This is a genomic window from Echinicola arenosa, from assembly GCF_014841125.1.
Lineage (GTDB): Bacteria > Bacteroidota > Bacteroidia > Cytophagales > Cyclobacteriaceae > Echinicola > Echinicola arenosa.
The window spans coordinates 460,449-486,507 of sequence record NZ_JACYTQ010000004.1 but is presented as its reverse complement, the minus strand read 5'-3'; the positions used below and the strand labels follow the sequence as shown (position 1 = coordinate 486,507).

Genomic DNA, 26,059 nt, shown 5'->3' with positions numbered 1-26,059 from the left:
TCCGACTTGCATGTATTAGGCCTGCCGCTAGCGTTCATCCTGAGCCAGGATCAAACTCTCCATTGTAAAGTTTCTATTGACGTGCCTATAATAATATAGGCAACTCTTCTTTTCCTTACCGACTTAGTCGTATCTTTGTTTCGTCTTACAGTACTTCAATGAACTTTTTCTCTGTCTTTTAGAGAATTGTTTCAGGCTTAACCCTGAAAGCGAGTGCAAATATCAGGAGAATTTTCTAAAAACAAAAACAAAATTTTATTTTTTTTATTTGTTTTCTCTTTCCTTTATTCGCTTTTCAATCTACTCTCACAACCTTTTGCTGTGTTGTCCCCGAATGGGAATGCAAACATAGAGCTCTTTTTCAAAATTACCAAACCAGCCCTTCAATTTTTTTAAACTTTATATTTAACTGACTCTTTTTGAGAACAATATTTTACTTCACTCTTGGTTGTTTGTAAATAGGAACAGTGCTACATGGCTCTCCATACATAATTGCCTTGGCCTTCCCCTTCAATAATTTCACTATTTCCCCATAAGCAAATAATGGCACAGGAAACTTACTACAACCTTTTATAACGACGGGCTTCCCAACATAATTTCCCACTGGTATAGAAGCCAGCGCTTTTTGGAAGAGTGCTTGTTCAAGACTATCCAGCCCCCCTACAACAACCTCATTCGCAACGCCCCCCAAATAGGTAACCACTAACATAAAAGCCCAGGTAGGTACTATAGCATCAGCTGTGCAGTCTACCGCAACACTTTTGCCTTTGAATTCTTCCCAATCCAATTCCTTTAGAGATTTTCTAAAATCCGCCTCACGCAATACAAGTTCTTGATAGAGATAATCTTTTATATCAAACACCACTCTCTCACTTGAAGAATAGTATTCTTCCAAATCTATAGTAACCAATGCGCTATTGGCAACTCGGTTAATTATTTCACTCATAACATTAAAGGGTTCTTCTTTGACTTGACAACTTTAAATTCCTTCAAGTAGTTCGGTTCGAAATAGGCTAAATCAGAAAATTCCCTTTTTTCAAATTTATTAAAAGCTATCTCCCCAACACTTGTTGCAGAATTGATCAGATAGAGGTAGCGTGCATTGGGGTGCTGCAGCACTTCGGATACTTTCTTCACAGCATCACCTACAAAATAAACTATTCCCTTTTCAAGATACTCTTCAAATGAACCTTCATCAACAATCAAAGGCCTAATGGACTCCATTTCGTTCATCCTACTATCAAAAACTTTGCAATAAACCTCCATACGACGAGCATCTATCATTGGAATAATAAATACCTTCCCTTCTAAAAAGGGCTTCACTTGTATCGCAAGAGCATCCAAAGTCCCGACACTTATCAAAGGAATATCATGCGCAAAGGCAAAACCTTTGGCTGTAGAAACTCCAATCCTCAAGCCAGTATAAGAACCGGGACCCTCGGAGACAGCAACCGCATCCAACTGCTTGCTTTCCAAACCTGCCTGATCCAACAAAGTTTTGATCACTGGCATTAGTTTTTGTGCATGTACGTTTTCTTGATGCAACTCCAAAAGCCCTAACAATTGCCCTTTTCGGTGTAACGAAACGGAGCAAACTGAAACCGCAGTATCTATAGATAAAATCAAAGTCATAATTATTGGGAAATTCCTAAAATTAATCCAAACGGAATTAGGATTACAAAGATAACAAAAACCTTTGGCACTGGAGATATTACCACAATATGCCTAAGCTTATCATTAAAAAATCCCCATATCAACTTTAGATATGGGGATTTAAGGAATATTTAAATTTTACGTCATTTATTTCTTAGCCAATTTTGGCTGAAGAATACTGTCATATAACGATGGATCGCTTAAAATAGAAACAGCTTTAGCTATTTCATCATCTGAATCCAATGAAGCCTCAATCACTCCACCTTCATAGTAATACCTAGAAACCACTTCATCCTTGATAGCTTCTTTGATCTCATTCCTAAAGGTTACTAGATCCTGTTCCTTATTGTGACTCACACTTTTCTTCAAAGAATCAATCTCACTTTGAATATCTTCAAAGTATTTCTCCTCTTTAGCATAAGCTTCTAAATCTTCGATTGTTTTTTCAACTCTAGTAATGTAATCATATTCTCTTCCTGCCAACCAAGCAGTGAACTCATCATAAAGCTCATCGGTCACCACAAAATCCCTCGGACTTGGAATACTATCATGCTTATAAAAATAATCATTGACAAACTCAAAAACTAAACTTCTGGCCACAAGACTATATGTAATCGGAGCATAAGTTTTTGACTCTACTTTCTCATCCGGTCTTATGCCAGCTCCATCCCAAACCGTTCTTCCATTTTTTGTTTTAAATTCCCTTCTTAAAGAATCAGCCACTGTTGTTGCATTACCATCTTCATCCTTTTTACTGTAATCAATTTCTTGAATACATCTTCCGCTAGGAATGTAATACTTGGCTGTAGTGACTTTGACCTGTGAATTGTAGGAGAGTGGAATCGTACTTTGCACCAAACCTTTTCCAAAAGTATTTCTTCCTATTAACACTGCTCGATCATAATCCTGTAATGCACCTGCAACAATCTCTGAGGCAGAAGCTGATCTTTCGTTTACCAAAACTGCCAATGGAATATCCTTATCAACAGGTGATCGATTAGTTTTATAAACAGCGTTCACATTATCCAACTTCCCAATAGTACTGACCACTTCCTTCCCTTTTGGGATAAATAGGTTGACAATATCCACGGCTTCTTTAAGTATTCCTCCTGGATTATCCCTCAGATCCAATATCAACTTTTCTGCGCCCAGTTCTTTCAGTTCCACCAAAGCTTTTCTTACATCGTCACCGGCATTAGTTGTAAAATCAGTCAACTTGATATACCCCACTCTGTCATTCACCATTCCATAATAAGGAACATTAGTAATAACAATTTTCTTTCGAGTAAGCTCAAAGGTCAAAGTATCTTGGTCTCTTTTTACAATTACCTCTACTGGAGTATTAGCAGGCCCCTTAAGTTTTTTTGATATCTCCGATGTAGCCAAGTCAACTACATCCACGGAATCTACCCAAAGCAATTCATCTCCGATTCTTAACCCAGCACTTTGTGCTGGAAACCCCTTATACGGCATCAGAACCATATTCTTCCCTATCCTATTTCCGATTAGCGCACCAATTCCTCCATATTCACCAGTAGTCATCGTACGAAAATCATCAGATTCTTCTTCCGGTATGTAATTGGTGTACGGATCAAGCTCCTGCAACATCGCATTGATTCCCACAGTCACCAATTCATCTGGATCTATCTCATCAACATAATAAGTATCGAGTTCCCTTATAAGTGAAGCAAAAATATCCAGATTTTTAGCGATCAAAAAAAGCTTATCATTTTTCCCCTTAAAGGAAAACAGCACCCCTCCACCTACTACAATAACTAATAAAAGGGCTATAATTTTGTTTCTATTCTTCATCACGCTTTGAGTTCTTTTCTCGCGGGGCCGCAAGACGCTTTAATATTTTTTTCATCTTAGGCTCAATAGCCTGAAAGCTTTCTCGCTCAGATGAAACATAAACGAAAGCTATTAATTTTTTCTTGTTTTCACCATCCAAAAGCAGTGATTTATTCAAACGGTATGCTTCTCGCATCCTTCTTTTGATATAATTCCTACCTACTGCTTTCTTGATTTTTCTTTTAGAAACAGAAAAAAGTACTTGATTAGTTTCGGAATCTTCCTCCAAGCTAAGATATAATACCTTGAAGGGATATAAAAAAAAAGAGGAACCTTTATCAAAAAGTTCCTTTATTAACTTTTTAGAATGTAATCTTTCATTCTTAGGAAGCCTATAGTCCATAGCAATAAGGCATCAAAACAAAGAAATGAAAATTACTTCTTAAGCGTTTTCTCTGAAGACACTGTCAATTTATGTCTACCCTTAGCTCTTCTAGCTTTAACCACCCTTCTTCCGTTAGGCGTAGCCATTCTTTCTCTAAAACCGTGCTTATTTCTTCTTTTTCTGCGAGAAGGTTGGAACGTTCTTTTCATGATCTTTAAATTTTCTGTCAGCTGGTTTTAAAAAGAAACCCTTAAAGGTTACTTCCCAAGACCCTTACTGATCTATGTTTTAATTTTTATTGCTTTTCTTTGACTTCCCTTTCAGTTGAACCCCGAAAAGGAATGCAAAGATAGCTACGTTTTTTTTATTTACAAACCAGTGGGTTACTTTTGTTTATTGTAAAGCACAAATGTAAATGGAATACCTTATATATAGAAACAATCCAGCCGATCAATTTATCCAAATTCAGCTCACGCTAAAATGTAACGCAGCAGAAACAGTGAGACTTCAACTCCCGTCTTGGCGACCAGGAAGGTATGAAATTACTAATTATGCCCAAAAAATCAGGCGTTTCTCCATTTTGAGTAATGATCAAAAAGTAGATTGGAAAAAAATAACCAAAGACCTTTGGACATTTACAGCACCAAAGGCAGGTAAATATACTGTCAAATATGAATATCACGCTTCCCAAATGGACGCTGGCGGAAGTTGGTCAGATGATGAACAACTTTATCTAAACTTCATCAATTTCTGCTTTGAACTTAAGGGAAGAGAAGACGAGCCTGTTTCCATTGAACTGAAACTTCCTGCCGAATACCTCACAGCTACAGCGTTACCAAAAATCAACAAAAACACTTTTGCTGCTGAAAATTTTCAGCATCTGGTAGACAGTCCGCTGATTGCTTCCGGCAACATTCAGCAATATAGTTATCGGTTGGAAGACATCAACTTTCACCTATGGTTTCGAGGGGAAATTCACTTTGACGTGCCTGAACTAATCAGCAAATTCGAAGCTTTTACCCAAAAGCAGTTGGACGCATATGGAGATTTTCCTGCTAGAGATTACCACTTTCTCTATCAACTTTTACCTTATAAACATTACCATGGTGTAGAGCATCAGTTTTCCACTGTGATTACTTTTGGTCCAGCAAATACACTGGCTCAAAAAGAAAACATGGATGAGTTTATGGGGGTAAGTTCGCATGAACTCTATCATTTTTGGAATGTTTGTCGTATCAGGCCTAAAGAACTCCTGCCTTATGATTTTTCCCAAGAAGCATATATAGATACGGGAATTGTTGCTGAAGGAGTGACCACCTATATGGGGGATCTATTTTTGTTAAAGTCAGGATACTTCAGTCTCGAAGATTTCTTATCAAATATGGAAAAGCAACTGGAAAGAGAATTTCACTCTTTGGGCTGGACCAATCAATCGATAAAAGAATCAAGTTTTGATTTATGGCTAGATGGCTATAAACAAGGCATTCCAGAAAAAAAAGTCAGTATTTATAACCGAGGAGCGTTGATTTCAATGTGTCTGGATCTGCTACTCATTGATAAGGGAACCTCTCTCCACCAAGTCATGAAAGAAATGTGGAAGAAATTCGGAAAAACATCCATTGGATACACTTTAGAGGATTATAAAAACACCATCATTTGGCTCTACGAAGATGAAGAAAAAGTAAACACATTTTTCAAACAATACATCCTAGGAACCGAAGATATTCTACCCCCATTAATAGATCAACTAGAAAGTCTAAACATAACCCTTGAGACAGTAAATAACACTAATCTCTTGACATCAAACTGGGGAGCAAAAACTCATGAAGATGGAACAATCACTAAAATCCACCCTCATTCAGCTGCTTTTCAACAGTTGATGATTGGTGATATTATCCTTGAAATTAATGAACAACCTTTTGATCATGAATCCCTACCTAAAGGGGAAAACCTTATGCTCAAAATAAACAGATATGGAAGAATCTTAACTTTGCAAATAGAATCGTATGGAGAAAATTACTATCCAAAGTACGAATTAACCCCTAGAGAAAGTAACCGTAAAAGAACAATATGGATGTCTTAATTGCATTTTCAAAGGGCTTCAGTTTTGTAGCCTTTTATTTTTCGCACAACAGGAAGCGAAAATTTGCATAATCAAATGAAAACCAATACAATGCATTGATAAAATTCGTATATTGAAGTAAACCAAACACCCAAGATAACATGGAAACTATTTCAAAAATTGAACTATGGGCAGACACCCACCATCCTAAATGGATCGATTTTATTCGCGTAGCTTTAGGGCTGTTTATCCTTTACAAGGGCATCATATTTATCGCCAATACAAACGCCTTGATGCAATTGATGAGCAACAATGACCTTCAATTCTTTAACTTAGCACTCGCGCACTATGTAGCCTTTGCTCATTTGGTTGGAGGATTCCTGATTGCTTTTGGTCTCTTAACCCGTTTTGCGATCATATTCCAAATCCCTATTTTGCTTGGAGCGGTTTTCTTTGTAAACATTAACCAAGGATTCCTATCTGCAGCCAACAATCTAGAGTTTGAAATTTCCCTTATCGTACTGGTTTTACTGATTGTTTTTTTGATCTACGGGTCTGGTAAGTTCTCCTTAGATCACTGGATGAAAAACCATCCAAATTGGTAAGTTAAAAATTTTGATTATAAAAAAAAGGATGCCTCTTGACAGTGGCATCCTTTTTTGGTTTGAAAAGATAATTTATTCAAATAAACTATCATCAAGTTCTTGATTAAAAACTATAGAAGTGACAGTTGCTTCCATGGGCATCGGCATCATAGCATTTGAGATGATCATTTTGGTAGGGACAGTAATACCATCCATCTCTTTATAATCCTTAAAATTTATCTTACCCGCCACATCTGATTCTGTCATGATTTTAAGACCACTTTCTGCATCATAAAAATCATTGGTTTGCATCCCATTGGCATCTTTAAGGATCAATTTATGAGCTGAAACACCTTCCACTTCTTGCAGACCTCCGTAAGTAACTGTATAGCCTAATTCTTCATAAAACAATTCTGGAAAAACAAAAGTCTGGCTTCTCATAGAGTTTAATTGATCTTCTGTAAGCTCTTTTTCCTGGCCCATACTGATCATCATTCCTTTGTTATCTTTGATCACCGTTTTGGCTACTTGGTTTCCATTCATTTCTGTAAGATTAAGTAACCGGCTATTTTCCTGATCAGTCACAGACTTGATTATCAATTTCATGCCTTGGATTTCAGTCTCCATAACCAACTCCATATTTTTAATCCCTTTGATCTTATCAAGACCTCCTGACGCTTTGATGTATTTATCCACCACTTCTTTGACACTAGCCTCTTGAACAAAAGACTCTGAATTCTCCTTCACAGGATCAATGGCTTTTGCATCAAAATTTCCCAGCATTAGCATTCCAGCCAATGCAATCACTGCTTTTTTCATATAGCTTTATTTAAAATCTGCATCTGTTAACTCTGGATTAATCTCCAAAGATTCTACAGTTGTATTTAGGGGAACTGGAATCATAGGAGACTTCATCACCATCTTCATAGCATATTTCACGCCATTGTGATCTTCATAATCAGAATAAGTTAACTCACCTGTTTTTTCATTTTCACTTTTCACCTTTAACCCGGTTTCCACACTATAGTAGTTTACACTTTTTGCTCCAGTAGGATTAGAAACAATGACTTTGTAAGCATTTTCTCCCTCCACGTCTTTGATACCATCCAAGGTCAACGTATACATCAATTCTTCATAATGAGCCTCAGGGATAATAAACATATTCATCTTAGCTTCTTCATACTGCTCATCAGTTAACTCTTGGGTTTGCCCCATTGCTACAACAGATCCCTTTCCTTCAGACAAGGTTGTATTGGACACTGTGTTCCCCATCATGGACACTTTCTGGTTGAACCTCATACCCGGATCATCATAGAGCATGGTCATTTCAATCACTTGTCCCTGAACCTCAGCCTTCATCATAACTTTTGCTGTCTCTAGTGCATTCACTGCTTCTTCTCCTCCAATGGCCGCTATGTAATTATCGATAACCTTATCTGCAGTAATATCCGCATCAGTCATTTCAATTTCTTTTGCGGGATTTCCTTGGTTATCGTACAAGCTAACTGGGCCAAACTGTTCCAATTTATCCTTGATTTCAGAACCATTGCCTACCACCGTAATGTAAATATTATTTGGCTTAATGTATTTCTTTGCTGCAGCATTGATGTCTTCCACAGTCAATGCACTCAACCGTTGCAAATACGTCTTATAAAAGTCAGAAGGTAAATTATACCTATCTATGTCCATGGCAAAACTAGCCAAAGTAGATGGACTTTCTAATGACCTCCCAAATCTTCCGCTCAAATTGGCTTTGGCCGATTCCAACTCTTCAGCTGTAACACCTTCATCAACAATTTTATTAATCTCATACACTAGCTCAACAATAGCTGAATCAGTCACCTCAGTCCTTACAGATGCTCCTGCCGAGAAACTGGTAATCAATTTATCAGCACCGATAGATGAATAAGCTCCATAGGTATATCCTTTATCTTCTCGCAAATTCATGAATAATCTTGATGAAGACCCGCCCCCTATGATATAGTTCAATACCCTAGTACTGAGATAGTCTTCACTGGAAAGTCTCATTTCTAAAGGATAAGTAATATCAATAACGGATTGAACGGAGGCAGAACGATCCACCAAAGCCACCTTATTTTCAGTTGGAGGCGTTGGAGTATCATATTTCATTTCAGGTACCTCTCCTTTTTCCCACTTGCTAAAATATTTCTCTACTACCTTCTTGGCTTCAGCCTTATCTATGTCACCTACAATAGCCAAGTAGGCAATATTAGGCTTATAATAAGTTTGATAATAGGATCTAATATCTTCAACACTAACATTTTCCAAGGTCTCTTCTGATTCTGTTTCCCCATATGGGTGATCTTTTCCAAAATCCAATGCAGAAGTTAATCTCCCAGAAATAGCATTGGGATCATCTTTGGATGCAGCCAAACCAGTAATCGCTTGTTTTTTCAATTTATCCAATTCAGACTCAGGAAAAGCTGGGTTATAAAGCACATCAGACATCAAATCCAAAACTTTCCCTTGATGCTTTTTCAATGAAGAGGCAAAAATGGAAGTCGAGCCAGCACTTAAAGACGCTCCTATAAAGTCAACTTCCTCATCCAGCTGGTCCTTGGTACGGTTAGTCGTTCCGGCCATTAGCATTTCCCCAACAAAACCAGTCATCCCTGCCTTGTCCTCTTCTAAAAGCGGATCCCTATCGATCACCAAAGAGAAAGCTACTCTCGGTAATTTATGATTCTCCACTACAAACACTTTCAGTCCATTTTTCAATGTAAAAGTAGCAGGGTCATTCAACTCGATTTTTGGCGCAGGACCTGGCTCTGGATATTTGCTTCTGTCCACTTGTGCATAGCTCAAACTTGAGATTACCATGCAAAGGCATATATATAATACTATCTTTTTCATAAGTTATGTCAATGTTATAGTAAAAACTATTCTTGTGGCTGTTCAGATTTTGGCAAGTAATAAAGTACCACTCTTCCATCCAAAGTCAGGTACTTGTTGGCCACTTTTTGCAAATCTTCTCTGCTCACTTCCCTGTATTTTGCCAGCTCATCATTGATATGGTCAGTGCTACCATAAAACACATAAGATTGTGACAGATTCTCCGCTATGCCTGCCATAGTTGAGTTTTTACTCACTAGATCATTTTCAATGATATTCTGAAGCTTCGCGAAATCCTGCTCGGAAACGCCTTCCTCCTGAACTTGCTTGATCAAAACATCAATTTCAGTTTCTAATTCATCTGCTTTCACCCCCATATTGGTAATGCCATACATGATAAAAATACCACCATCCTCCAACTCAAGAGGAATTGCTGCTACTGCAAGTGCCTTCTGCTGTTTATCTACCAATTCCTTGGTCATTAGGGATGATTTACCACCAGTTAGGTAGGTCGAAAGCATGTCCATAGCGTAAGAATCAGCATCATTTTTAGGAGGTAAATTATAAGCCTGAATCACTGCAGGAATCTGGATATTGTCATAAATAACATCCCTGACCTCTTCTTGTTTTTTAGGTTCCTCTATATTTGGCCTGTAAATATCATCATTCCCTTTTGGAATTTCAGAGAAATACATTTTCACCCACTCTTCCGTTTGGTCATAATCGATATCACCAGCGATGGTCAATGTCGCATTATTTGGCACATAGAAATCTTTATAGAATTTCATGAATTCAGCCAAAGAAGCTTCGTTCAAATGATCCAAGGAACCAATGGGTGCCCACTGATATGGATGCTTTGAATAAGCTCTTTTCAGCGTCTCTGGCAAGATAGTACCATAAGGCTGGTTGTCATAACGTTGGCGCTTCTCCTCTTTTACCACCTCTCTTTGTGTCTCCACTCCAGTTTCATCGATTTTGGCATGAAGCATTCTTTCACTTTCCATATAAAGTGCCATCTCCAACTTATTGGAAGGAAGCGTCTCATAGTAATAAGTAAGGTCGTTACTTGTATAGGCATTTAATGTACCTCCTTCAGACTGAATTTTTTTCATGTATTCTCCTCTACCAATGTTCTCACTTCCTTCAAAAAGGAGATGCTCAAAAAAGTGTGCAAAACCAGTTCTGCTAGGATCCTCATTTTTAGAGCCAACATGATACAATACGGAAGTCACTACAATCGGTGTGGTGTTGTCTTTATGCATGATCACATGCAATCCATTGTCCAAGGAAAACTCCTTGAAGTCAATACTATTTTGAGCGATGATTGGCGAGGTCACTATACAAGCCAAGAGCATCAAAAATGAAACTTTTTTCATATTTGATTTTTAAAATTTTAGGGTTCAATACTCCGAAATGGAAACAATTTTTATGTCAACTACTTTAATTATGAATGATAAAAATTCTATTAAAAGTATTTTTTAATGCTTAAACAAACAAATTATGTAATACTTAAATCTTCAGGAATCTGTAATGATAAGAAAATGAAAACAATATAAAATAAAGAAAGGGATACACCACACATGTATCCCTTCTGACGTTAATCAACACGAGAATTAAAAAATCACCAACATAGTAAATACAAAAAAATATTCTTTAAGGATCTCCTAAACATTAAGGTCTAAGCCTAGATTAGTTCCTAGGTTTAAGAATCCTAGATTCAGCGGAAGCATAATCACACCTCCTAATGATATAGGACCTCCCAGACTCAAGGACAATCCGCCATTGGTCTGTTCTAGCTCAGTTTTTTCTAATTCTTCTACACCAAATTCTTTTAAGTCAATACTCTTTTTGTTAAGCTCCATAGTCTGTCAAGTTTGGTTAAAAATATTACTTTGGTCTATCAACTTTTCACTTAATTGCTTCCATTTTAAAAGTCCTTTGTGACATCAAGTGTGTTATTGATCACTAACCATGGTTCTAAAGTAGGGCATGAGCGTGCAGAAAACATGCACGGAAGAAAATATCACCAAAAAAAACATATTTATTTTAGTGATCAGCAATTTAAAAAAGGTAAAAAACACAAAAAAAAAGGCCCTGTGGTTTACACAGAGCGCTTTTCGTAATCATTGTCTATTTTAAAAAATTAAAATTGTTTTATTTTGACTTACCACATTCTTCCCCAATCCAACCCTACCATCAAATCATCAAATAAAGGAAGAAATACGCCACCATAAATATTTTCTGCTTCTTCCGGACCTATCACCTTTAAACTAAAAGTCATTTCCAAATGTTTATCTTCTACATAATAAAAACTATTGATCTTTCTAGAAAATGCCACTTCAAGCCCCATATCCTTCAGACTTTCCAAATGATTGTATAATTGCCTTCTACTAATCCCCAATCTATTGGACAAATCTTCCGGACTCCCTGTCTTTCCTTCTTTTACCAATTTATTGATGAGCTGAATACGCTCAATATGTTTTATAAAGTTCATAGCTCAGCTATTTATTTACCCCAATTCAAAAGTTTGCTTTTTCACCATATCCATATAAGTACCTTTTTGGGTGAGCAAAACATCATGGGAACCTTGTTCCACCAGTTTCCCTTCATCCAAAACCAATATCTTATCAAAATCTTTAACAGCAGCCAATCGATGTGTGATAAACACCACCGTTTTTCCTTTGTTTGCTAGAGACCTTATTACTTGCTGCACATAATTTTCAGCCTTTGGATCGAGAGAAGAAGTAGCTTCATCCATGATGATGATTTCTGGACCCCTGTAAAGCGCCCGGGCAATAGCCACTCTTTGCTTTTGTCCACCAGAAAGAGAAGCTCCATTTTCCCCTAAATAAGTGCCAAAACCATTGGGAAGTCCTTCAATAAACTCCATCATTCCTAATTCATGACAAATGGCTACAATTTTTTGCATATCTGGTTTATAATCCCCAAGAGCAATGTTCTCTACCAAATTTCCTGCAAACAGATCAATTCTCTGAGGGACTACTGTGACAAATTTTCTTAGACTTGCATGATCCAAAAAGCTTATATCGTGATTGCCTATCTTAATTTGTCCAGATAGCACAGGGTAAAGATGCTGAAGCAATGCTATCAAAGTCGACTTACCCGATCCACTCTCACCAACTATTCCAGTAATCTTTCCTTTTGGAATATGAAGGTTAAGGCCATCAAAGACTTTAGCCCTTGAACCATATCGAAAAACCACGTTTTGGAACACAATATCCCCTAAAGCTTCCCTGTCTATCGAAAACTTCTCTCCTTTTTCCTCAATCTCCAAATCCATTATCTCAAAAAGTCTATCCGCTGCAATCACTGCATTCTGTATCGTTTTGTTCATCCCAATCAAACCTGTAATTGGGCCTGTCAAGTAACCTACCAAAGCATAAAAGGACAAAAGCTCTCCAGGAGTGATTTCATTTTTCAATACATACCCTGCTCCAACCCACAGTAAAATTATGGTGAATAATTTAGAAATAAATTCTGAAGAATTGTTAGAAAATACATTGTTCATGCCAGAACGGTAAACAGAGCCCAACATGGAAATAAATTTGGTTTCTGTTTTGATATTGGCATGATCCTCTGCACCAAACTGCTTTATTGTCCCAATTGAATTGATTGATTCTACCAATTGGGATTCCAGTTCAGCAGAGCTCTCCATTAATCTTCTTTCCACTCTTTTGTTCAAATAGTTGGTGATCACATAGATGACAATGTACAAAGGAACTATCATGGTCATTATCAAAGCCAACTTCCAGAAAAATGTAAACATTAACGCAAAGGAAAAAACCACCACAAAAATATTTACGATCAAATTAATGGATACATCATTGATGAATGCTCGGATTTTAACAGCATCATTAATCCTGGAAATGATCTCACCAACCCGCATGGCATCAAAAAACCGTTGTGGCAATGTCAATAGATGCTTATAATATCCTAAAATAAGCCTAGCATCAATTCTTTGCCCTGTTTTTAAAACGAATACCGTTTTAAAAACTCCGATAAAAATCTGAAACAGGAGCAAAAGAATCATGACCACACTCATGAGGTTGAGCAAATTAGTATTCCTGCTCACAAAAACATGATCCACTATCTTCTGTACATAGATGGAAGTCGAAAGGCCTAATACTGTGTAAACTCCCGCTCCAATTACTGCCTGAAGCATGACACTCTTATGAGGACTGATCAAATACCAAAATCTTCTTCTGACTGGCACAGTCTCATTCAAAGACTTAAATTCTTCATTGGGCATCAGGATTACCAAAATACCAGACCAAATGGCTTTGAATTCCTCATGAGGAATCTTTCTCATTTGTCCATCTGCAGGATCCATTACCTTTACATATTTTCTATTAATGCCATAGATCACCAAAAAATGATGCAATACTTTATTAATGATCACATGCGCAATAGCAGGCCTGGGAACTTGGGACAAACTTTCAAAGCTTCCCCTTACTCCTTTCGCAGAAAAACCTAATTTTTCAGCAGCATCTATTAAGCCCAGTACATTAGTCCCCTTTTGATCTGTAGAGGCCAACTGCCGGATTTTCGAAATGGGCATTTTCAACCCATAATGCCTCGCTACGGAAGCAAGGCAAGCTGCTCCACAATCTGTGATATCTCGCTGTTTGATTTTAATATTCATTCAACTCGTATTAACTCTCTACATAGAAGGGTTCAGCCAATCGTCCACTTTATCATATAAAAGCTGATATAAACTTCTTTCAGTTACCAAAAAACGACCATTGAATGTCATCCCCCGTTTCATATCACCTTTCACTCCGCTTTTCAAATACAATGCTTCCTGTTCAATATTGCAAATAACCCGAAAAGCCACTTGGTTCTCGCTGATCATATTGATATCCTTTGAAACTTGCTCCACTTTCCCTTCCAACAATCCCCATTGATTATAATCATAGGCATCCACTTGGAAGTACACCTTCTGTCCTGGCTTGACAAAAGCAATATCAGAAGGAGGCAAAAAAGCGATAGCCTTAAGAGTACTGTCAGGTGATATTTCCGCTATTTTTTGGTTTGCAAACACAAAATCTCCAGTTTTTATATTCTCAAAATTGATGATAGTCCCAGACACGCCAGCCACAATCTTATACTGATGGAGCCTATCTCTAAGCAGCTTCTTATCATTGACCAGCTGCTCCCACTCGTTTTGATAATCACTTAGCTCTTGCTCCCAAGCAGACATCTTTTTACTTTGGTAGATGTCCAAATCTGAAAGCGCCTGCTCAAATTTGGCCCTTACTTCTTCATATTGGGAGGCTGAAATGGCCTTACTGTCATAAAGCACTTTTGAACGTTTGACATCCCTTTTCTCTTTTTCCAATACAGTTTGCAATTGCTGTATCTCTGATACATATTCAAAAAAGGCCGCTTGATAATATTTTGAATTCAAGCTCCTCCCTAAAAATTCATCCACACTATACGGTGTTAGTTTCATGAGCTTCCGCAAATCAGCAATAAAACTCTGAACCATCGTCCTCCGATTATCTAGCCCATCAATTTCCAAATCTACTTGGTCAGATTTGATCTCTGCCAAAACATCACCTTTATTAACAGAGCCATTTTCGACAATGGTCAAAGCAGAAACCCTCCCAGAGACTGGCGCATAAATTTCATTCCTTCCCAATGAAGTCTGGAACCTGCCCCTTGCACTTACAGATACATCTACAAATATGAAAGGGAGGCTTGCCAAAACAGCTATAATGCCAAGCAATAAACTAATGTAGATCACTTTAGACTTGACGGAAATAGTACTTTGGTAGTACTCGGTTGTATGTTGGATTATCGCTGCTGGAAAGATCGTTCTCATTAAAAAAAAACTTTAAAGCAGGAATAATATAGATCATAAATAGATAAAATAAAAAGGCCTGAACACTGGTATAATTCACTTGAAAGTATAAATAAAAAAGCAGATGTAATGATCCAGCATCTTTTTGTCATCAAAAAACAGATAAGTGAGACAAACTCGTAAATCGACCTTAAAAAATAAATATGATTAAATTATCAATTCAATTACTTTACAGTAAGAGCCACAACCATTCCTCAAAAAATTTATCATTTCAGGCGATAAACAAAAAAAGCTACCCCTTTTCAGGAGTAGCTTATATTCTAATGCTTTTCGCTAATAAAATCTTATGCTTCTGCAGGAATAACGCTTACATAAGATTTACCATCGTGCTTTTTCTTAAATTCTACTTTACCATCAGCTACAGCAAATAGTGTGTGGTCTTTGCCCACTTTTACATTTACTCCAGCGTGATGCTTGGTTCCTCTTTGTCTAACGATAATATTTCCCGCAATTACAGACTCGCCACCGAATTTCTTCACGCCAAGTCGTTTACTATGAGATTCTCTACCGTTTTTAGAACTACCGACACCTTTCTTGTGAGCCATAACTTTTAATGTTTTAGGGCTATCCTAAGACAACCTTATAGTGTAATGTTTTCAATAAGTAATTTAGTGAATTCTTGTCTGTGACCGTTTTTCTTTTTGTAACCTTTTCTTCTTTTCTTTTTGAAGACGATTACTTTGTCACCTTTTACATGATCAAGAATTTTTCCTGTCACCTTGGCGCCAGCCAGTGTAGGGGCACCTACCGATACTGTACCGTTGTCATCTGCCAACAATACCTCATCGAATTCAACGGAAGCGTCAACATCGCCTTGCAACTTTGGTGCGTAGACAAATTGATCTTTAGTTACTTTGAACTGCTTTCCTGCTATGTTAACTATTGCGTACATACTAAGAACTTTTTATCAAAATTGAGGTGCAAATATACGGATGTTTTCCATATGTAAAAAACTTGCTCTTAAATTTTATTAAAAAACTTCAGTAACAAAGACTTAGGCGGTAAACCATATTGATTATAAAATCAAACTAAAATAAGTTCCTTTCAATGTCTTCCTAAATCAAGCGAGGATATAATATTCTGATTATCCGCTATGATGCCAGTAACCTTACATCCTTTGCTCAAGTGGTAGGAAGCCTGTCTAACTGCCAGGTAGAACTGAAGTCTGAAGACCGGCGTCAATACTTTAATAAAAAGGGTAGTTTCTACTCGCTTTTAATCTTTATACTGGTAAAATTACGGATATACATATAAATATATTAACCAACAGGTATCATACCTTCACCTCTGTTTTAGAATTGAATCTTAAAACAACCCATATTGTTTATCTCTATTGATGAATTTATCAGTAATTAAATTCCCTCAACTTACAAGAATTGACCGATATCTTTTTTATTAAAAATTACCGCTTATTTCTTTGCATATTTTTAAGATTTGATAATCAGACAGTTGTTTCATTGAGCAATCAATAAACACACAATATACTGACAAACAGCATCTTGTAACTCAATCCGGTAATTGACTAAAAGTCAAATTTTAAACATGTACCAGTTGGTGAAAGTTTTTTTTACTTTTTTTGAAAGGCCTCTACAGCCCAATATGAAGCGTTTTAATAGAATTTTAACTTTAAATTAACACACATTAAACATTGACATTTAGATAATTATACCTATTTTGACCAAAAGTCAATAACTAAGATCACACACCATGATCGAAGTTTTATTTTTAAAATTTCTTGGTCATATTTGTTGTAAGGCTCTACGAAAAAATGTCTTTTTTCAGGATATTTATAGCAATGAAAGCGAAAATTGTGTAAGCCAACTACTTAATAAGGATAAAAAACTTAGATAAATATAACTGACTTATTGTGATGCAAAAACCGGAACCCATATTAGCACAAGGAGATAGTAGTAGATTTGTATTGTTCCCAATCCAGCACGACGACATTTGGGATTTTTACAAAAAAGCTGAAGCAAGTTTCTGGACAGCTGAAGAAATTGATCTTAGCCAGGATCCAAAAGACTGGAAAAACATGACTGCAGACGAACGTCATTTTATTTCGCACGTCTTAGCTTTCTTTGCTGCAAGTGATGGCATAGTAAACGAAAATCTGGCCGAACACTTTGTCGCTGAAGTACAATATACAGAAGCAAAGTTTTTCTATGGCTTCCAAATTGCCATGGAGAACATCCATTCTGAAACTTACAGCTTGCTTATCGATACTTATATCAAGGATGCTGCTGAAAGAGACCGTTTGTTCAATGCAATCGAACACTTGGACTGCGTAAAGAAGAAAGCAGAATGGGCTTTAAGGTGGATTGACAAAGGAAATTTTCAAGAGCGCTTGATTGCATTCGCAGCAGTGGAAGGAATTTTCTTCTCCGGATCCTTCTGTTCTATCTTCTGGCTAAAGAAAAGAGGTTTGATGCCAGGGCTTACCTTCTCCAATGAGTTGATCTCAAGAGACGAAGGATTGCATTGCGACTTTGCATGTCATTTATACACTAACCACATCAACAATCCCCTTCCTAAAGAAACTGTATCTGAAATTATTCAAGATGCTGTAGCCATAGAAAAGGAATTCGTTACTGATGCCCTTCCGGTAAGATTGATAGGAATGAATGCGGATTTGATGTGCCAATATATCGAGTTTGTGGCCGACAGACTATTGGTAGAGTTGGGCTGTGAAAAGGTTTGGAACAGCACCAATCCGTTTGATTTTATGGACATGATTTCCCTTCAAGGAAAAACCAATTTCTTCGAGAAGCGTGTTGGTGATTATCAGAAGGCAGGTGTCATGAAAGGTAAAGACGCTTCTGATTCTTCTAAGTTTTCCATAGAAGAAGACTTTTAATTTTTTTTTCACTCCCTAAATCCCCAAGTTAGCATGTTAGTAATTAAAAGAGACGGTAGAAGAGAATCAGTTAGATTCGATAAAATTACCACAAGAATAGAAAACCTTTGTGACGGATTGGACTCCCGCTATATCCAGCCGATTGAAGTCGCCAAAAAGGTGATCGATGGACTTTATGACGGAGTCACCACTTCTGAGCTTGACAACCTTGCTGCAGAGGTCTGTGCTTCTCTTACAGTGAAGCACCCTGAATATGCAATTCTTGCTGCTAGAATTGCCATCTCCAACCTGCACAAAACCACTAGTCAGTCTTTTTCTAATACCATGAAAAGGCTGTATACTTATGTCAACCCTAAAACTGGTGAAAACGCAGCTTTAATTGCTCCCGACGTTTATGGGATCGTTAAAAAATATGCTGCTAGATTGGATGAAGTAATTGATTACAGCAGGGACTTCAACTACGATTTCTTCGGTTATAAGACTTTAGAGAAAAGTTACCTGATCAAACTGGACGACAAGGTTGTAGAAAGACCTCAGCACATGTTGATGAGGGTGGCCATCGGTATCCATAAAGAAGATATTGAAGCAGCAATTGAAACTTACACCTTGCTTTCAGAGAAATGGTTTACGCATGCTACACCTACGCTCTTTAATGCCGGTACACCAAAACCTCAATTATCCTCTTGCTTTTTGCTAAGCATGAAAGACGATAGTATCGATGGGATTTATGATACCTTGAAACAATGTGCCAAGATCTCCCAGTCTGCTGGAGGTATTGGTCTTGCTATTCATAATGTCAGGGCAAAAGGCTCTTACATCCGTGGCACAAACGGTGTATCCAACGGCATCGTTCCGATGTTGAGAAACTTCGACATGACGGCACGTTATGTTGACCAAGGTGGTGGTAAGAGAAAAGGAAGCTTTGCTATTTACTTAGAACCATGGCATGCGGATATCAAGGATTTCTTGGAGTTGAAGAAAAACCACGGTAAAGAAGAGATGAGAGCCCGTGACCTTTTCTACGCACTTTGGATATCTGACCTTTTCATGAAGAGAGTTGAGGCAAACGAAGAATGGTCTTTGTTCTGTCCAAACGAAGCTCCTGGACTATCTGAATGCTACGGGGAAGAATTTGAAAAACTTTACGAAAAATACGAGAAGGAAGGGCGCGCAAGAGAAACGGTAAAAGCGCAAGAGCTTTGGTTTGAGGTCTTGGAATCTCAAATAGAAACAGGTACTCCTTACATGTTATATAAGGATGCTGCCAATAGCAAGTCAAACCAAAAGAACTTGGGAACCATCAAGTCTTCCAACCTGTGCACAGAAATCATGGAGTATACTTCTCCTGATGAAGTAGCGGTTTGTAACTTGGCGTCTATCGCATTGCCCAAATTTATCAAAACAGATAGCCAGGGCAAAAAGTCTTTTGACCATCAAAAGCTCTATGAAATCACCAAAGTGGCCACCAAGAACCTTAACAAGGTAATTGATATCAATTACTACCCAGTAGAAGAAGCAAGAAGGTCCAACTTCAGACATCGCCCAATTGGAATCGGTGTTCAAGGACTTGCCGACGCCTTCATCATGCTGAGAATGCCTTTTGACTCTGAAGAAGCCCAAGGTTTAAACGAAGATATATTCGAGACCATTTACTTCGCAGCTATGGAAACTTCCATGGAACTGGCAAAAGTACATGGTACGTATGAAACCTATGAAGGCTCCCCTGTTTCTGAAGGTAAATTCCAGTTTGACCTTTGGGGAGTAACGCCTAAATCCGGCAGATGGAACTGGGATGACCTTAAAGCAAGAGTAGCTAAATACGGCGTAAGAAACTCTCTTTTGGTTGCACCAATGCCTACAGCCTCCACTTCTCAAATCCTTGGAAATAATGAGTGTTTTGAGCCATATACTTCAAACATTTACACCAGAAGAACACTTTCAGGTGAATTCGTAGTGGTCAACAAACACTTAATGAAAGATTTGATCAGATTAGGCTTATGGAATGATAATATGAAGAACCGACTCATTGCTGCCAACGGCTCTGTCCAAGCAATGCCTGAAGTTCCTCAAAACATCAAAGACCTTTATAAAACAGTTTGGGAAATCTCCCAGAAAGTGGTTATCAACATGGCTGCCGATAGAGGTGCTTATATTTGTCAGTCTCAAAGCATGAACGTCTTTATGCAAGAACCTAACTTTGGCAAATTGACATCCATGCACTTTTATGCTTGGAAAAAAGGACTTAAGACTGGAATGTATTATTTGAGATCCAAAGCTGCCACTAGTGCCATCCAGTTCACTGTGGACAAGTCAAACTTGAATAGCACACCACAACCTACACAACCAAGTGCTGATCAGTCCAAATCCCACAATCAAGATGCAATTGCATGTTCTTTGGATAATCCAGACGATTGTGAAATGTGCGGAAGCTAAACATATAAATCAAATAGCTAAAAACAGAAAAGTGTCCGAAGGTGATCGGACACTTTTTTTTTGTGATCCTGTTTTTAATCAACATCACTCAAATATCATTATTCTAAAAAATTGACAAGAGATTTACAGCACTATGAAGATAAAACATTATATTTCGGACTGATCAAAAGCGAGTTACACCAATTCTCAACTGATTCAGTCCTATATTAAAAGTTTCACTTGATATTAATCATAGATGAAAAAACTCATACTCCTATCGATTTGCCTCTTTCCGACATTTACACTGCTTTATGCACAAAAAGTTGGAGTAGAAAAAGTTTATAAACCATTTAAAGTAGATGTGGGAATTAATTTAACTTTTCCTACCACTTCTGAACTAACTACGGGTGGAGGCTTCTTTGTAGAACCAAGATATGGGATAAATGATCATATTCATCTTGGGATACAGATTGCCAGCAATATACTAGGAGAAGGAGAATCACTATTCAATCATCAAGAGGCCATTTTTAAGGCTCAAGCCATTAGTAACCTTTCTTTCACTTCTGAATATCAATTTGGAAGTGAAAATACCCGACCTTTTATAGGATTGACAACAGGAATGTACCGAAGAAGTGATTATGAGATCGTTGACTCTGATGATGGCACCATCATCAACAGACAAAGCAACGCCGTCAATTTTGGCTTCGCTCCCAGAATTGGTGTTGTGTCGGGAAAATTCAGAATGAACGCCACTTACCACATCACTGGCAGTGACATCAGCAACTTTTTTAGCATAGGGCTAGGCATCCAATTTGGAGGAGGAAAAATAAAAGACAGTCGCCAAAGACCTGACTACAACACCAACTGGTAATCTATTCTTCCATTGCTTCCCCTGATGTCTGCTTTTCATAAAGTTCGGCATAAACGCCTTTTTGTGCCATTAGGACTTCATGAGAACCTTCTTCCACCAAATGTCCATCATCCAGAACGATGATTTTATCAGCGAGCTTCGCTGATGAAACCCTGTGAGAAATAATGATGGAGGTCCTTCCTTCCATTATCCCCTTTAAAGCATTGAGGATTACATTTTCAGTTTTGGTATCCACGGCTGAAAGGCAATCGTCCAGTAATAAAATTGCTGGATCCTTGGCGATTGCCCTGGCAATGGACACCCTTTGCTTTTGCCCACCACTCAATGTAATCCCTCTTTCCCCAAGTTTAGTGTTAAAACCTTTGGGGAAGTCAATTATATTTTGATAAACATCTGCATCTTTGGCTGCTTGCTCTACCACCTCTTGTGGTATTTCATCTAAACCAAACCCAATGTTATTGGTAATGGTATCACTAAAAAGAAAGACATCTTGTGGTACATAGCCTATATTCTTTCTCAAGTGAGAAATATCATAAGCTTTGATATTTTTTCCATCTATAAAAATATCTCCTGAGGTACTATCATACATACGCATTAACAAATTCGCCAAAGTAGACTTTCCAGAACCTGTAGTCCCAATAATCGCGAGAGATTCACCAGGTGCAATGCTGAAGCTAATGTCCTTGATCGCTTGAATCCCTGAATCAGGATATACAAAAGACAAATGATTAAAAGAAATGGCGCCTTCAATGTCTAAGGTAAGGTTCTCTTCACTTTGAATATGATTTTGCTCATCCAAAAACTCGTTGATTCTTGTCTGTGAAGCTGCTGCCCTTTGGATGATACTGGTTACCCAACCCAATGAAGTCACTGGCCAAGTAAGCATATTCACATACAATATAAACTCGGCAATCACCCCATATCCTATTGCTCCTTCGATAACCTGATTTCCTCCAACATATACTGTAATGATGGTACTCATACCAATCAATCCCATGATAAGTGGAAAAAACAAAGATTGGACCTTGGTAAGGCTGATTGATTTATCTTTATACTCCTCACTGACCGCCTCAAAATTTTGGCTACTGTCTTCTTCCCGCACAAAAGCCTTTAAAACCCGAATACCGGAAAAAGATTCTTGAACAAAAGTACTCAGCCCGGACAGACTTCGCTGGATCTTTTCTGATCGCTCATTGATCATATTGTTCACCACATAGATACTAATGGACAGAACTGGCAAAGGCAATAAAGAGTAAATCGTCAAAGGCACATTTACCGTCAACATATAGCCAATCACCAAAGGGAATAGCACGATCAAGTTGATCCCATACATCAATGCAGGCCCAAAGTACATCCTTACCCTGCTCACATCCTCAGTAATCCTTGCCATCAGATCTCCTGTACTGTTTTTCCTATAAAAGCTTAAAGGTAACTTTTGATAATGCTCAAAAATTTCATTTTTCAGATCATACTCTATCAACCTTGACATGACAATAATGGTCTGTCTGATCAGGAAAAGGAAAAAGCCTCTTAAAAAAGCCATGGCCAAAATAAGGGTTCCAAAAACAAAAATAAAATCCAAGAAAGCACTTCTAATATTTTCAGCTCCCCCGCCTTGCTCGAACATTTGATAAAAGCTGAAGCTTTCCACCACATAATCGATGGCAATTCTCACCAGCTGTGCTGGAATCATCACAAAAATGTTGGAAATGATCGTAAAGAGAATACCTAAAAGGAGATATCCCTTATATTTATACAAATACTTATTCAATCGCCAGAGTGAGCTCACGAAATAAAAACTTTAAAATACCTTGTTTTGTTTTATAATAATCTTTTATGTAGCTTTACAGGGGACTAAAAGAGTATTAAATTCTAAATACTCCCCCAAACCTAAAGACATACCCAAATATAACATAATCTAAACATCAAAGTTCATATGATAGAGGTTAAAACGGAGGAAAAAATCAAAGAAGCATCCATATATGGACAAATCACTTCTTTGGGACACGAACAATTGGTCATCTGCTATGATGAAGCCACAGGTCTAAAAGCAATCATCGGCATCCACAACACTGTTTTGGGCCCGGCATTGGGCGGCACCAGAATGTGGAATTACACTTCCGAGCAGGAAGCCATCACCGACGTATTGAGACTTTCTAGAGGCATGACTTTCAAAGCGGCCATTACAGGGCTTAACCTTGGAGGTGGTAAAGCAGTTATTATAGGCGACCCTAAACTTAAAAACGAAGCTTTCCTTAGAAGATTTGGTAAATTTGTTCAAAGCTTGGGCGGAAAATATATTACTGCTGAAGATGTCAACATGAAGACGAGCGACATGGAATATATCGCCATGGAAACTTCTCATGTAACCGGACTTCCTGAAATCAAAGGTGGTGGTGGAGATCCATCTCCTGTAACTGCTTATGGTGCCTATTTAGGCATGAAGGCAGCCACTAAAAAAGCCTATGGAACTGACTCATTGAATGGAAAGAAAATCGCTGTTCAGGGAATCGGTCAGGTTGGAAGACACCTTATCGACCATTTAGTAAAAGAGGGAGCCAAGGTTTACATTACTGATATCTTTGAAGACAGGTTGAAGGATGTAGCCCAAAATACTGGAGCTATAGTGGTAGCACCTGATGAAATCTATGATGTAGACATGGACATCTACGCTCCTTGTGCACTTGGTGCCACAGTAAATGATGATACTTTGAGCAGATTAAAATGCCAGGTAATCTCTGGTGCGGCAAACAATCAGCTTGAAAACGAAGAAAAACATGGACAGATTCTTTTGGATAGAGGGATCGTTTATGCTCCTGACTTTTTGATCAACGCTGGTGGATTAATCAATGTATACGCTGAATACTTAGGCGGATACAACAGGGAACTAGCTTACCAGCAAGCAGAGAAAATCTATGACACTTGCTACGCAATCTTAAACAAGTCTGAAAAAGACCAAATCCCATCTCAGCAAGCAGCTATTGAAATGGCATGGAACAGAATTCAAAGCATTGGTAAGGTAAAATCGACTTACTAAGCTCCATCCAATACATTTTCATTAAGACCAAATGCAATGAATGATAAATTCCGTGCATTTGGTCTTTTTATTTTCTACCTTTGCCTGAGATAAGTATGGAGGCAGTTTTTGGTCACTAGCTTAGTCTTAAACATAAATTTACGTTCTTTATATTCAGGTAATGTTAAACAGAAGAATACTTAGAGTTAAGGCCTTCCAAAACCTATATGCTTACGAGCAATGCAAGGCATCTAATCTAAATTTAGCCAAAGATTATGTAAGGGAAGCATTTTTGCCAGACCTTAACAGCATGGAGGTTCAAGACAAGCCTCAGCTAAAAAAGGATGCAGAAACCACCATTGCTCTTTTTTCCGAAAACCTGAACAATAAATCACTGATTGCTTCCGGTGAACATGGTACAAAAATCAAGTCTGAAGCCATCAAAGCCGTAAACCTGTACCACCATAATAACCAAAAAGATCTTGAATTCCTTAGGAAAAATATGGTGAGTGCAGCTGAAAACATTCCTCAACTGTATCTCAATGTCATTCAAATCCTTATTGGCTTTAGTAATCATGTCAAAAATGAGTATGACCGAAAAAGGAAACTAAACCAAGAACACGTTTCCGCCTTTTCTGGAGAGCTCAATTTGGCGGAAAACAAAATCCTTGACTTCCTTAAAAACGACCCTGCTTTTACCAGCGAAACAATTCGTCAACAGGCAGATGTGGAAGAGCTGGAATTGGAAATTCAAGAATGGTTTAGAGAATATGTCAAACCTTGGGACAAATATCAAGAATATATCAAGATAAGTGAACCTTCTAAGGAAGACGACTTGGATATTCTCCAGGACCTCATTAAAAAAATCATTTTCAAAACAGAAGCCATACTTAGTTATTTCTCTGAAAAAGATCTGAACTGGACAGAAAACAAAGCGGTAGTGCGAAGTTTAGCCATTAAGGTACTGAAAAACATTGAAGAAGTAGAAGTAGGTGAAGAATATACCCTTCCAGAGATCGCTATAAACTGGGAAGAGGACAAGGAATTTTTCCAAAACATCTTTAACTTGACTATTGAAAATGACGGAGAAAACAGAGCGTTAATTGCGGAAAAAACCAAAAACTGGGACATTGAACGTGTTGCCTCTACGGATAAAATCATTATCTCAATGGCTATCACAGAGATGTCGTTTTTCCCAAGTATCCCTGTGAAAGTGACAATCAATGAGTATATTGATATTTCTAAAACCTACAGTACCCCAAAAAGCAAGCAGTTTGTAAACGGGTTATTGGATGTTTTGGCTAAGGAACTAACCGATCAAGGGAAAATCCGTAAAAGTGGACGTGGCCTTTTAGATAACAAGTAAATATTATTTTATTATGAGCAAACAAAGTAATTCTATTTTAGCTTTTGTACTCGGTGCAGGCGTAGGAGCTGCATTAGGGGTTTTATTTGCACCTGACTCAGGAAATAACACAAGAGACAAACTTTCTTACCAACTATCAAAATACAAAGCAGAACTTGAGGATATCATTAAAGACCTTATGGAAGGTAAAGATCTTCCAATGAATGAAGCAAAATCTGAAGGTAAAAAAGTAATCTCAGAAGCTAAGGACAAAGCTGAAAACCTACTTAGTGATGTGAATAAGCTCATTGACCAAATCAATAAAGAAAACAACTAAGCGTTAATCCAG

23 protein-coding genes and 1 rRNA gene are annotated in these 26,059 nt (G+C 37.8%); 8 read left to right on the top strand and 16 right to left on the bottom strand.

Annotated features, from left to right (window positions below):
- From IFO69_RS14200 to rpmH, 6 genes are all read right to left on the bottom strand, one after another.
- Positions 1-66 (bottom strand): 16S ribosomal RNA (locus IFO69_RS14200); the annotation flags it as partial.
- Between the two features lie 367 nt (positions 67-433).
- Positions 434-946 (bottom strand): DUF2480 family protein, encoded by a 513-nt coding sequence (locus tag IFO69_RS14195; RefSeq protein ID WP_192010785.1) that lies wholly within the window; start codon positions 944-946, stop codon positions 434-436.
- Entirely contained in the window at positions 943-1,632 is a 690-nt protein-coding gene (gene tsaB / locus IFO69_RS14190) for a tRNA (adenosine(37)-N6)-threonylcarbamoyltransferase complex dimerization subunit type 1 TsaB (RefSeq protein WP_192010784.1), read from the bottom strand. Before tsaB ends, IFO69_RS14195 begins: the two co-directional genes overlap by 4 nt.
- 168 nt (positions 1,633-1,800) lie before the next feature.
- Positions 1,801-3,465, bottom strand: coding sequence for a S41 family peptidase (locus IFO69_RS14185; RefSeq protein ID WP_192010783.1), 1,665 nt, complete (start codon positions 3,463-3,465; stop codon positions 1,801-1,803).
- The gene (gene rnpA / locus IFO69_RS14180) at positions 3,455-3,847 is read right to left on the bottom strand and encodes a ribonuclease P protein component (protein ID WP_192010782.1); all 393 of its coding nucleotides are present in this window, start codon (positions 3,845-3,847) and stop codon (positions 3,455-3,457) included. The genes IFO69_RS14185 and rnpA overlap by 11 nt, the downstream gene beginning before the upstream one ends.
- 32 nt (positions 3,848-3,879) lie before the next feature.
- Positions 3,880-4,038 carry a 50S ribosomal protein L34 gene (gene rpmH, locus IFO69_RS14175; RefSeq protein WP_192010781.1) on the bottom strand — a complete coding sequence of 53 codons (159 nt, stop codon included), beginning with the start codon at positions 4,036-4,038 and terminating at the stop codon, positions 3,880-3,882.
- Positions 4,039-4,244: 206 nt separating this feature from the next.
- Here rpmH and IFO69_RS14170 point away from each other — a divergent pair, with 206 nt between their 5' ends.
- Positions 4,245-5,912, top strand: coding sequence for a M61 family metallopeptidase (locus IFO69_RS14170; RefSeq protein ID WP_192010780.1), 1,668 nt, complete (start codon positions 4,245-4,247; stop codon positions 5,910-5,912).
- 140 nt (positions 5,913-6,052) lie between these two features.
- Positions 6,053-6,496: a DoxX family protein gene (locus IFO69_RS14165; RefSeq protein WP_192010779.1), complete on the top strand. Its 444-nt coding sequence runs from the start codon at positions 6,053-6,055 to the stop codon at positions 6,494-6,496.
- Positions 6,497-6,568: 72 nt separating this feature from the next.
- Here IFO69_RS14165 and IFO69_RS14160 read toward each other — a convergent pair whose 3' ends face one another.
- The 9 genes from IFO69_RS14160 to rplU form a co-directional block, all read right to left on the bottom strand.
- Complete coding sequence (locus IFO69_RS14160) at positions 6,569-7,294, bottom strand: LolA-like protein (protein ID WP_192010778.1); 726 nt, start codon at positions 7,292-7,294, stop codon at positions 6,569-6,571.
- A 6-nt stretch (positions 7,295-7,300) separates the two neighbouring features.
- Complete coding sequence (locus IFO69_RS14155) at positions 7,301-9,349, bottom strand: insulinase family protein (RefSeq protein ID WP_192010777.1); 2,049 nt, start codon at positions 9,347-9,349, stop codon at positions 7,301-7,303.
- Between the two features lie 26 nt (positions 9,350-9,375).
- Positions 9,376-10,704, bottom strand: a complete 1,329-nt coding sequence (locus IFO69_RS14150; protein ID WP_192010776.1) for a M16 family metallopeptidase — start codon at positions 10,702-10,704, stop codon at positions 9,376-9,378.
- 288 nt (positions 10,705-10,992) lie between these two features.
- Positions 10,993-11,190 carry a hypothetical protein gene (locus tag IFO69_RS14145; protein ID WP_192010775.1) on the bottom strand — a complete coding sequence of 66 codons (198 nt, stop codon included), beginning with the start codon at positions 11,188-11,190 and terminating at the stop codon, positions 10,993-10,995.
- Between the two features lie 302 nt (positions 11,191-11,492).
- Positions 11,493-11,822, bottom strand: a complete 330-nt coding sequence (locus IFO69_RS14140; protein ID WP_192010774.1) for an HTH domain-containing protein — start codon at positions 11,820-11,822, stop codon at positions 11,493-11,495.
- A gap of 15 nt (positions 11,823-11,837) precedes the next feature.
- Entirely contained in the window at positions 11,838-13,991 is a 2,154-nt protein-coding gene (locus IFO69_RS14135; RefSeq protein WP_192010773.1) for a peptidase domain-containing ABC transporter, read from the bottom strand.
- 18 nt (positions 13,992-14,009) lie between these two features.
- Positions 14,010-15,173: an HlyD family secretion protein gene (locus tag IFO69_RS14130; RefSeq protein WP_192010772.1), complete on the bottom strand. Its 1,164-nt coding sequence runs from the start codon at positions 15,171-15,173 to the stop codon at positions 14,010-14,012.
- Between the two features lie 323 nt (positions 15,174-15,496).
- Positions 15,497-15,757 (bottom strand): 50S ribosomal protein L27, encoded by a 261-nt coding sequence (rpmA, locus tag IFO69_RS14125; protein ID WP_192010771.1) that lies wholly within the window; start codon positions 15,755-15,757, stop codon positions 15,497-15,499.
- 35 nt (positions 15,758-15,792) lie between these two features.
- Entirely contained in the window at positions 15,793-16,104 is a 312-nt protein-coding gene (gene rplU, locus IFO69_RS14120; protein WP_192010770.1) for a 50S ribosomal protein L21, read from the bottom strand.
- A 978-nt stretch (positions 16,105-17,082) separates the two neighbouring features.
- Between rplU and IFO69_RS14115 the strand changes: the two genes are divergently transcribed.
- The 3 genes from IFO69_RS14115 (at position 17,083) to IFO69_RS14105 (ending at position 21,349) form a co-directional block, all read left to right on the top strand.
- Positions 17,083-18,066, top strand: a complete 984-nt coding sequence (locus tag IFO69_RS14115; protein WP_192010769.1) for a ribonucleotide-diphosphate reductase subunit beta — start codon at positions 17,083-17,085, stop codon at positions 18,064-18,066.
- A 33-nt stretch (positions 18,067-18,099) separates the two neighbouring features.
- On the top strand, positions 18,100-20,499 hold the full coding sequence (locus IFO69_RS14110; RefSeq protein ID WP_192010768.1) for a ribonucleoside-diphosphate reductase subunit alpha: 2,400 nt from the start codon (positions 18,100-18,102) through the stop codon (positions 20,497-20,499).
- Between the two features lie 235 nt (positions 20,500-20,734).
- Positions 20,735-21,349 carry a hypothetical protein gene (locus IFO69_RS14105; protein WP_225444139.1) on the top strand — a complete coding sequence of 205 codons (615 nt, stop codon included), beginning with the start codon at positions 20,735-20,737 and terminating at the stop codon, positions 21,347-21,349.
- A gap of 1 nt (position 21,350) precedes the next feature.
- Here IFO69_RS14105 and IFO69_RS14100 read toward each other — a convergent pair whose 3' ends face one another.
- Complete coding sequence (locus tag IFO69_RS14100; protein WP_192010767.1) at positions 21,351-23,138, bottom strand: ABC transporter ATP-binding protein; 1,788 nt, start codon at positions 23,136-23,138, stop codon at positions 21,351-21,353.
- 147 nt (positions 23,139-23,285) lie between these two features.
- On the opposite strand from IFO69_RS14100, the gene IFO69_RS14095 reads away from it, so the two are divergent.
- The 3 genes from IFO69_RS14095 to IFO69_RS14085 all read left to right on the top strand — a co-directional run bounded on the left by IFO69_RS14095 (position 23,286) and on the right by IFO69_RS14085 (position 26,047).
- On the top strand, positions 23,286-24,386 hold the full coding sequence (locus IFO69_RS14095; RefSeq protein WP_192010766.1) for a Glu/Leu/Phe/Val family dehydrogenase: 1,101 nt from the start codon (positions 23,286-23,288) through the stop codon (positions 24,384-24,386).
- A gap of 160 nt (positions 24,387-24,546) precedes the next feature.
- The gene (nusB, locus tag IFO69_RS14090; RefSeq protein WP_192010765.1) at positions 24,547-25,731 is read left to right on the top strand and encodes a transcription antitermination factor NusB; all 1,185 of its coding nucleotides are present in this window, start codon (positions 24,547-24,549) and stop codon (positions 25,729-25,731) included.
- Positions 25,732-25,744: 13 nt separating this feature from the next.
- Entirely contained in the window at positions 25,745-26,047 is a 303-nt protein-coding gene (locus IFO69_RS14085) for a YtxH domain-containing protein (protein WP_192010764.1), read from the top strand.
- The last annotated feature ends 12 nt before the right edge of the window (positions 26,048-26,059 follow it).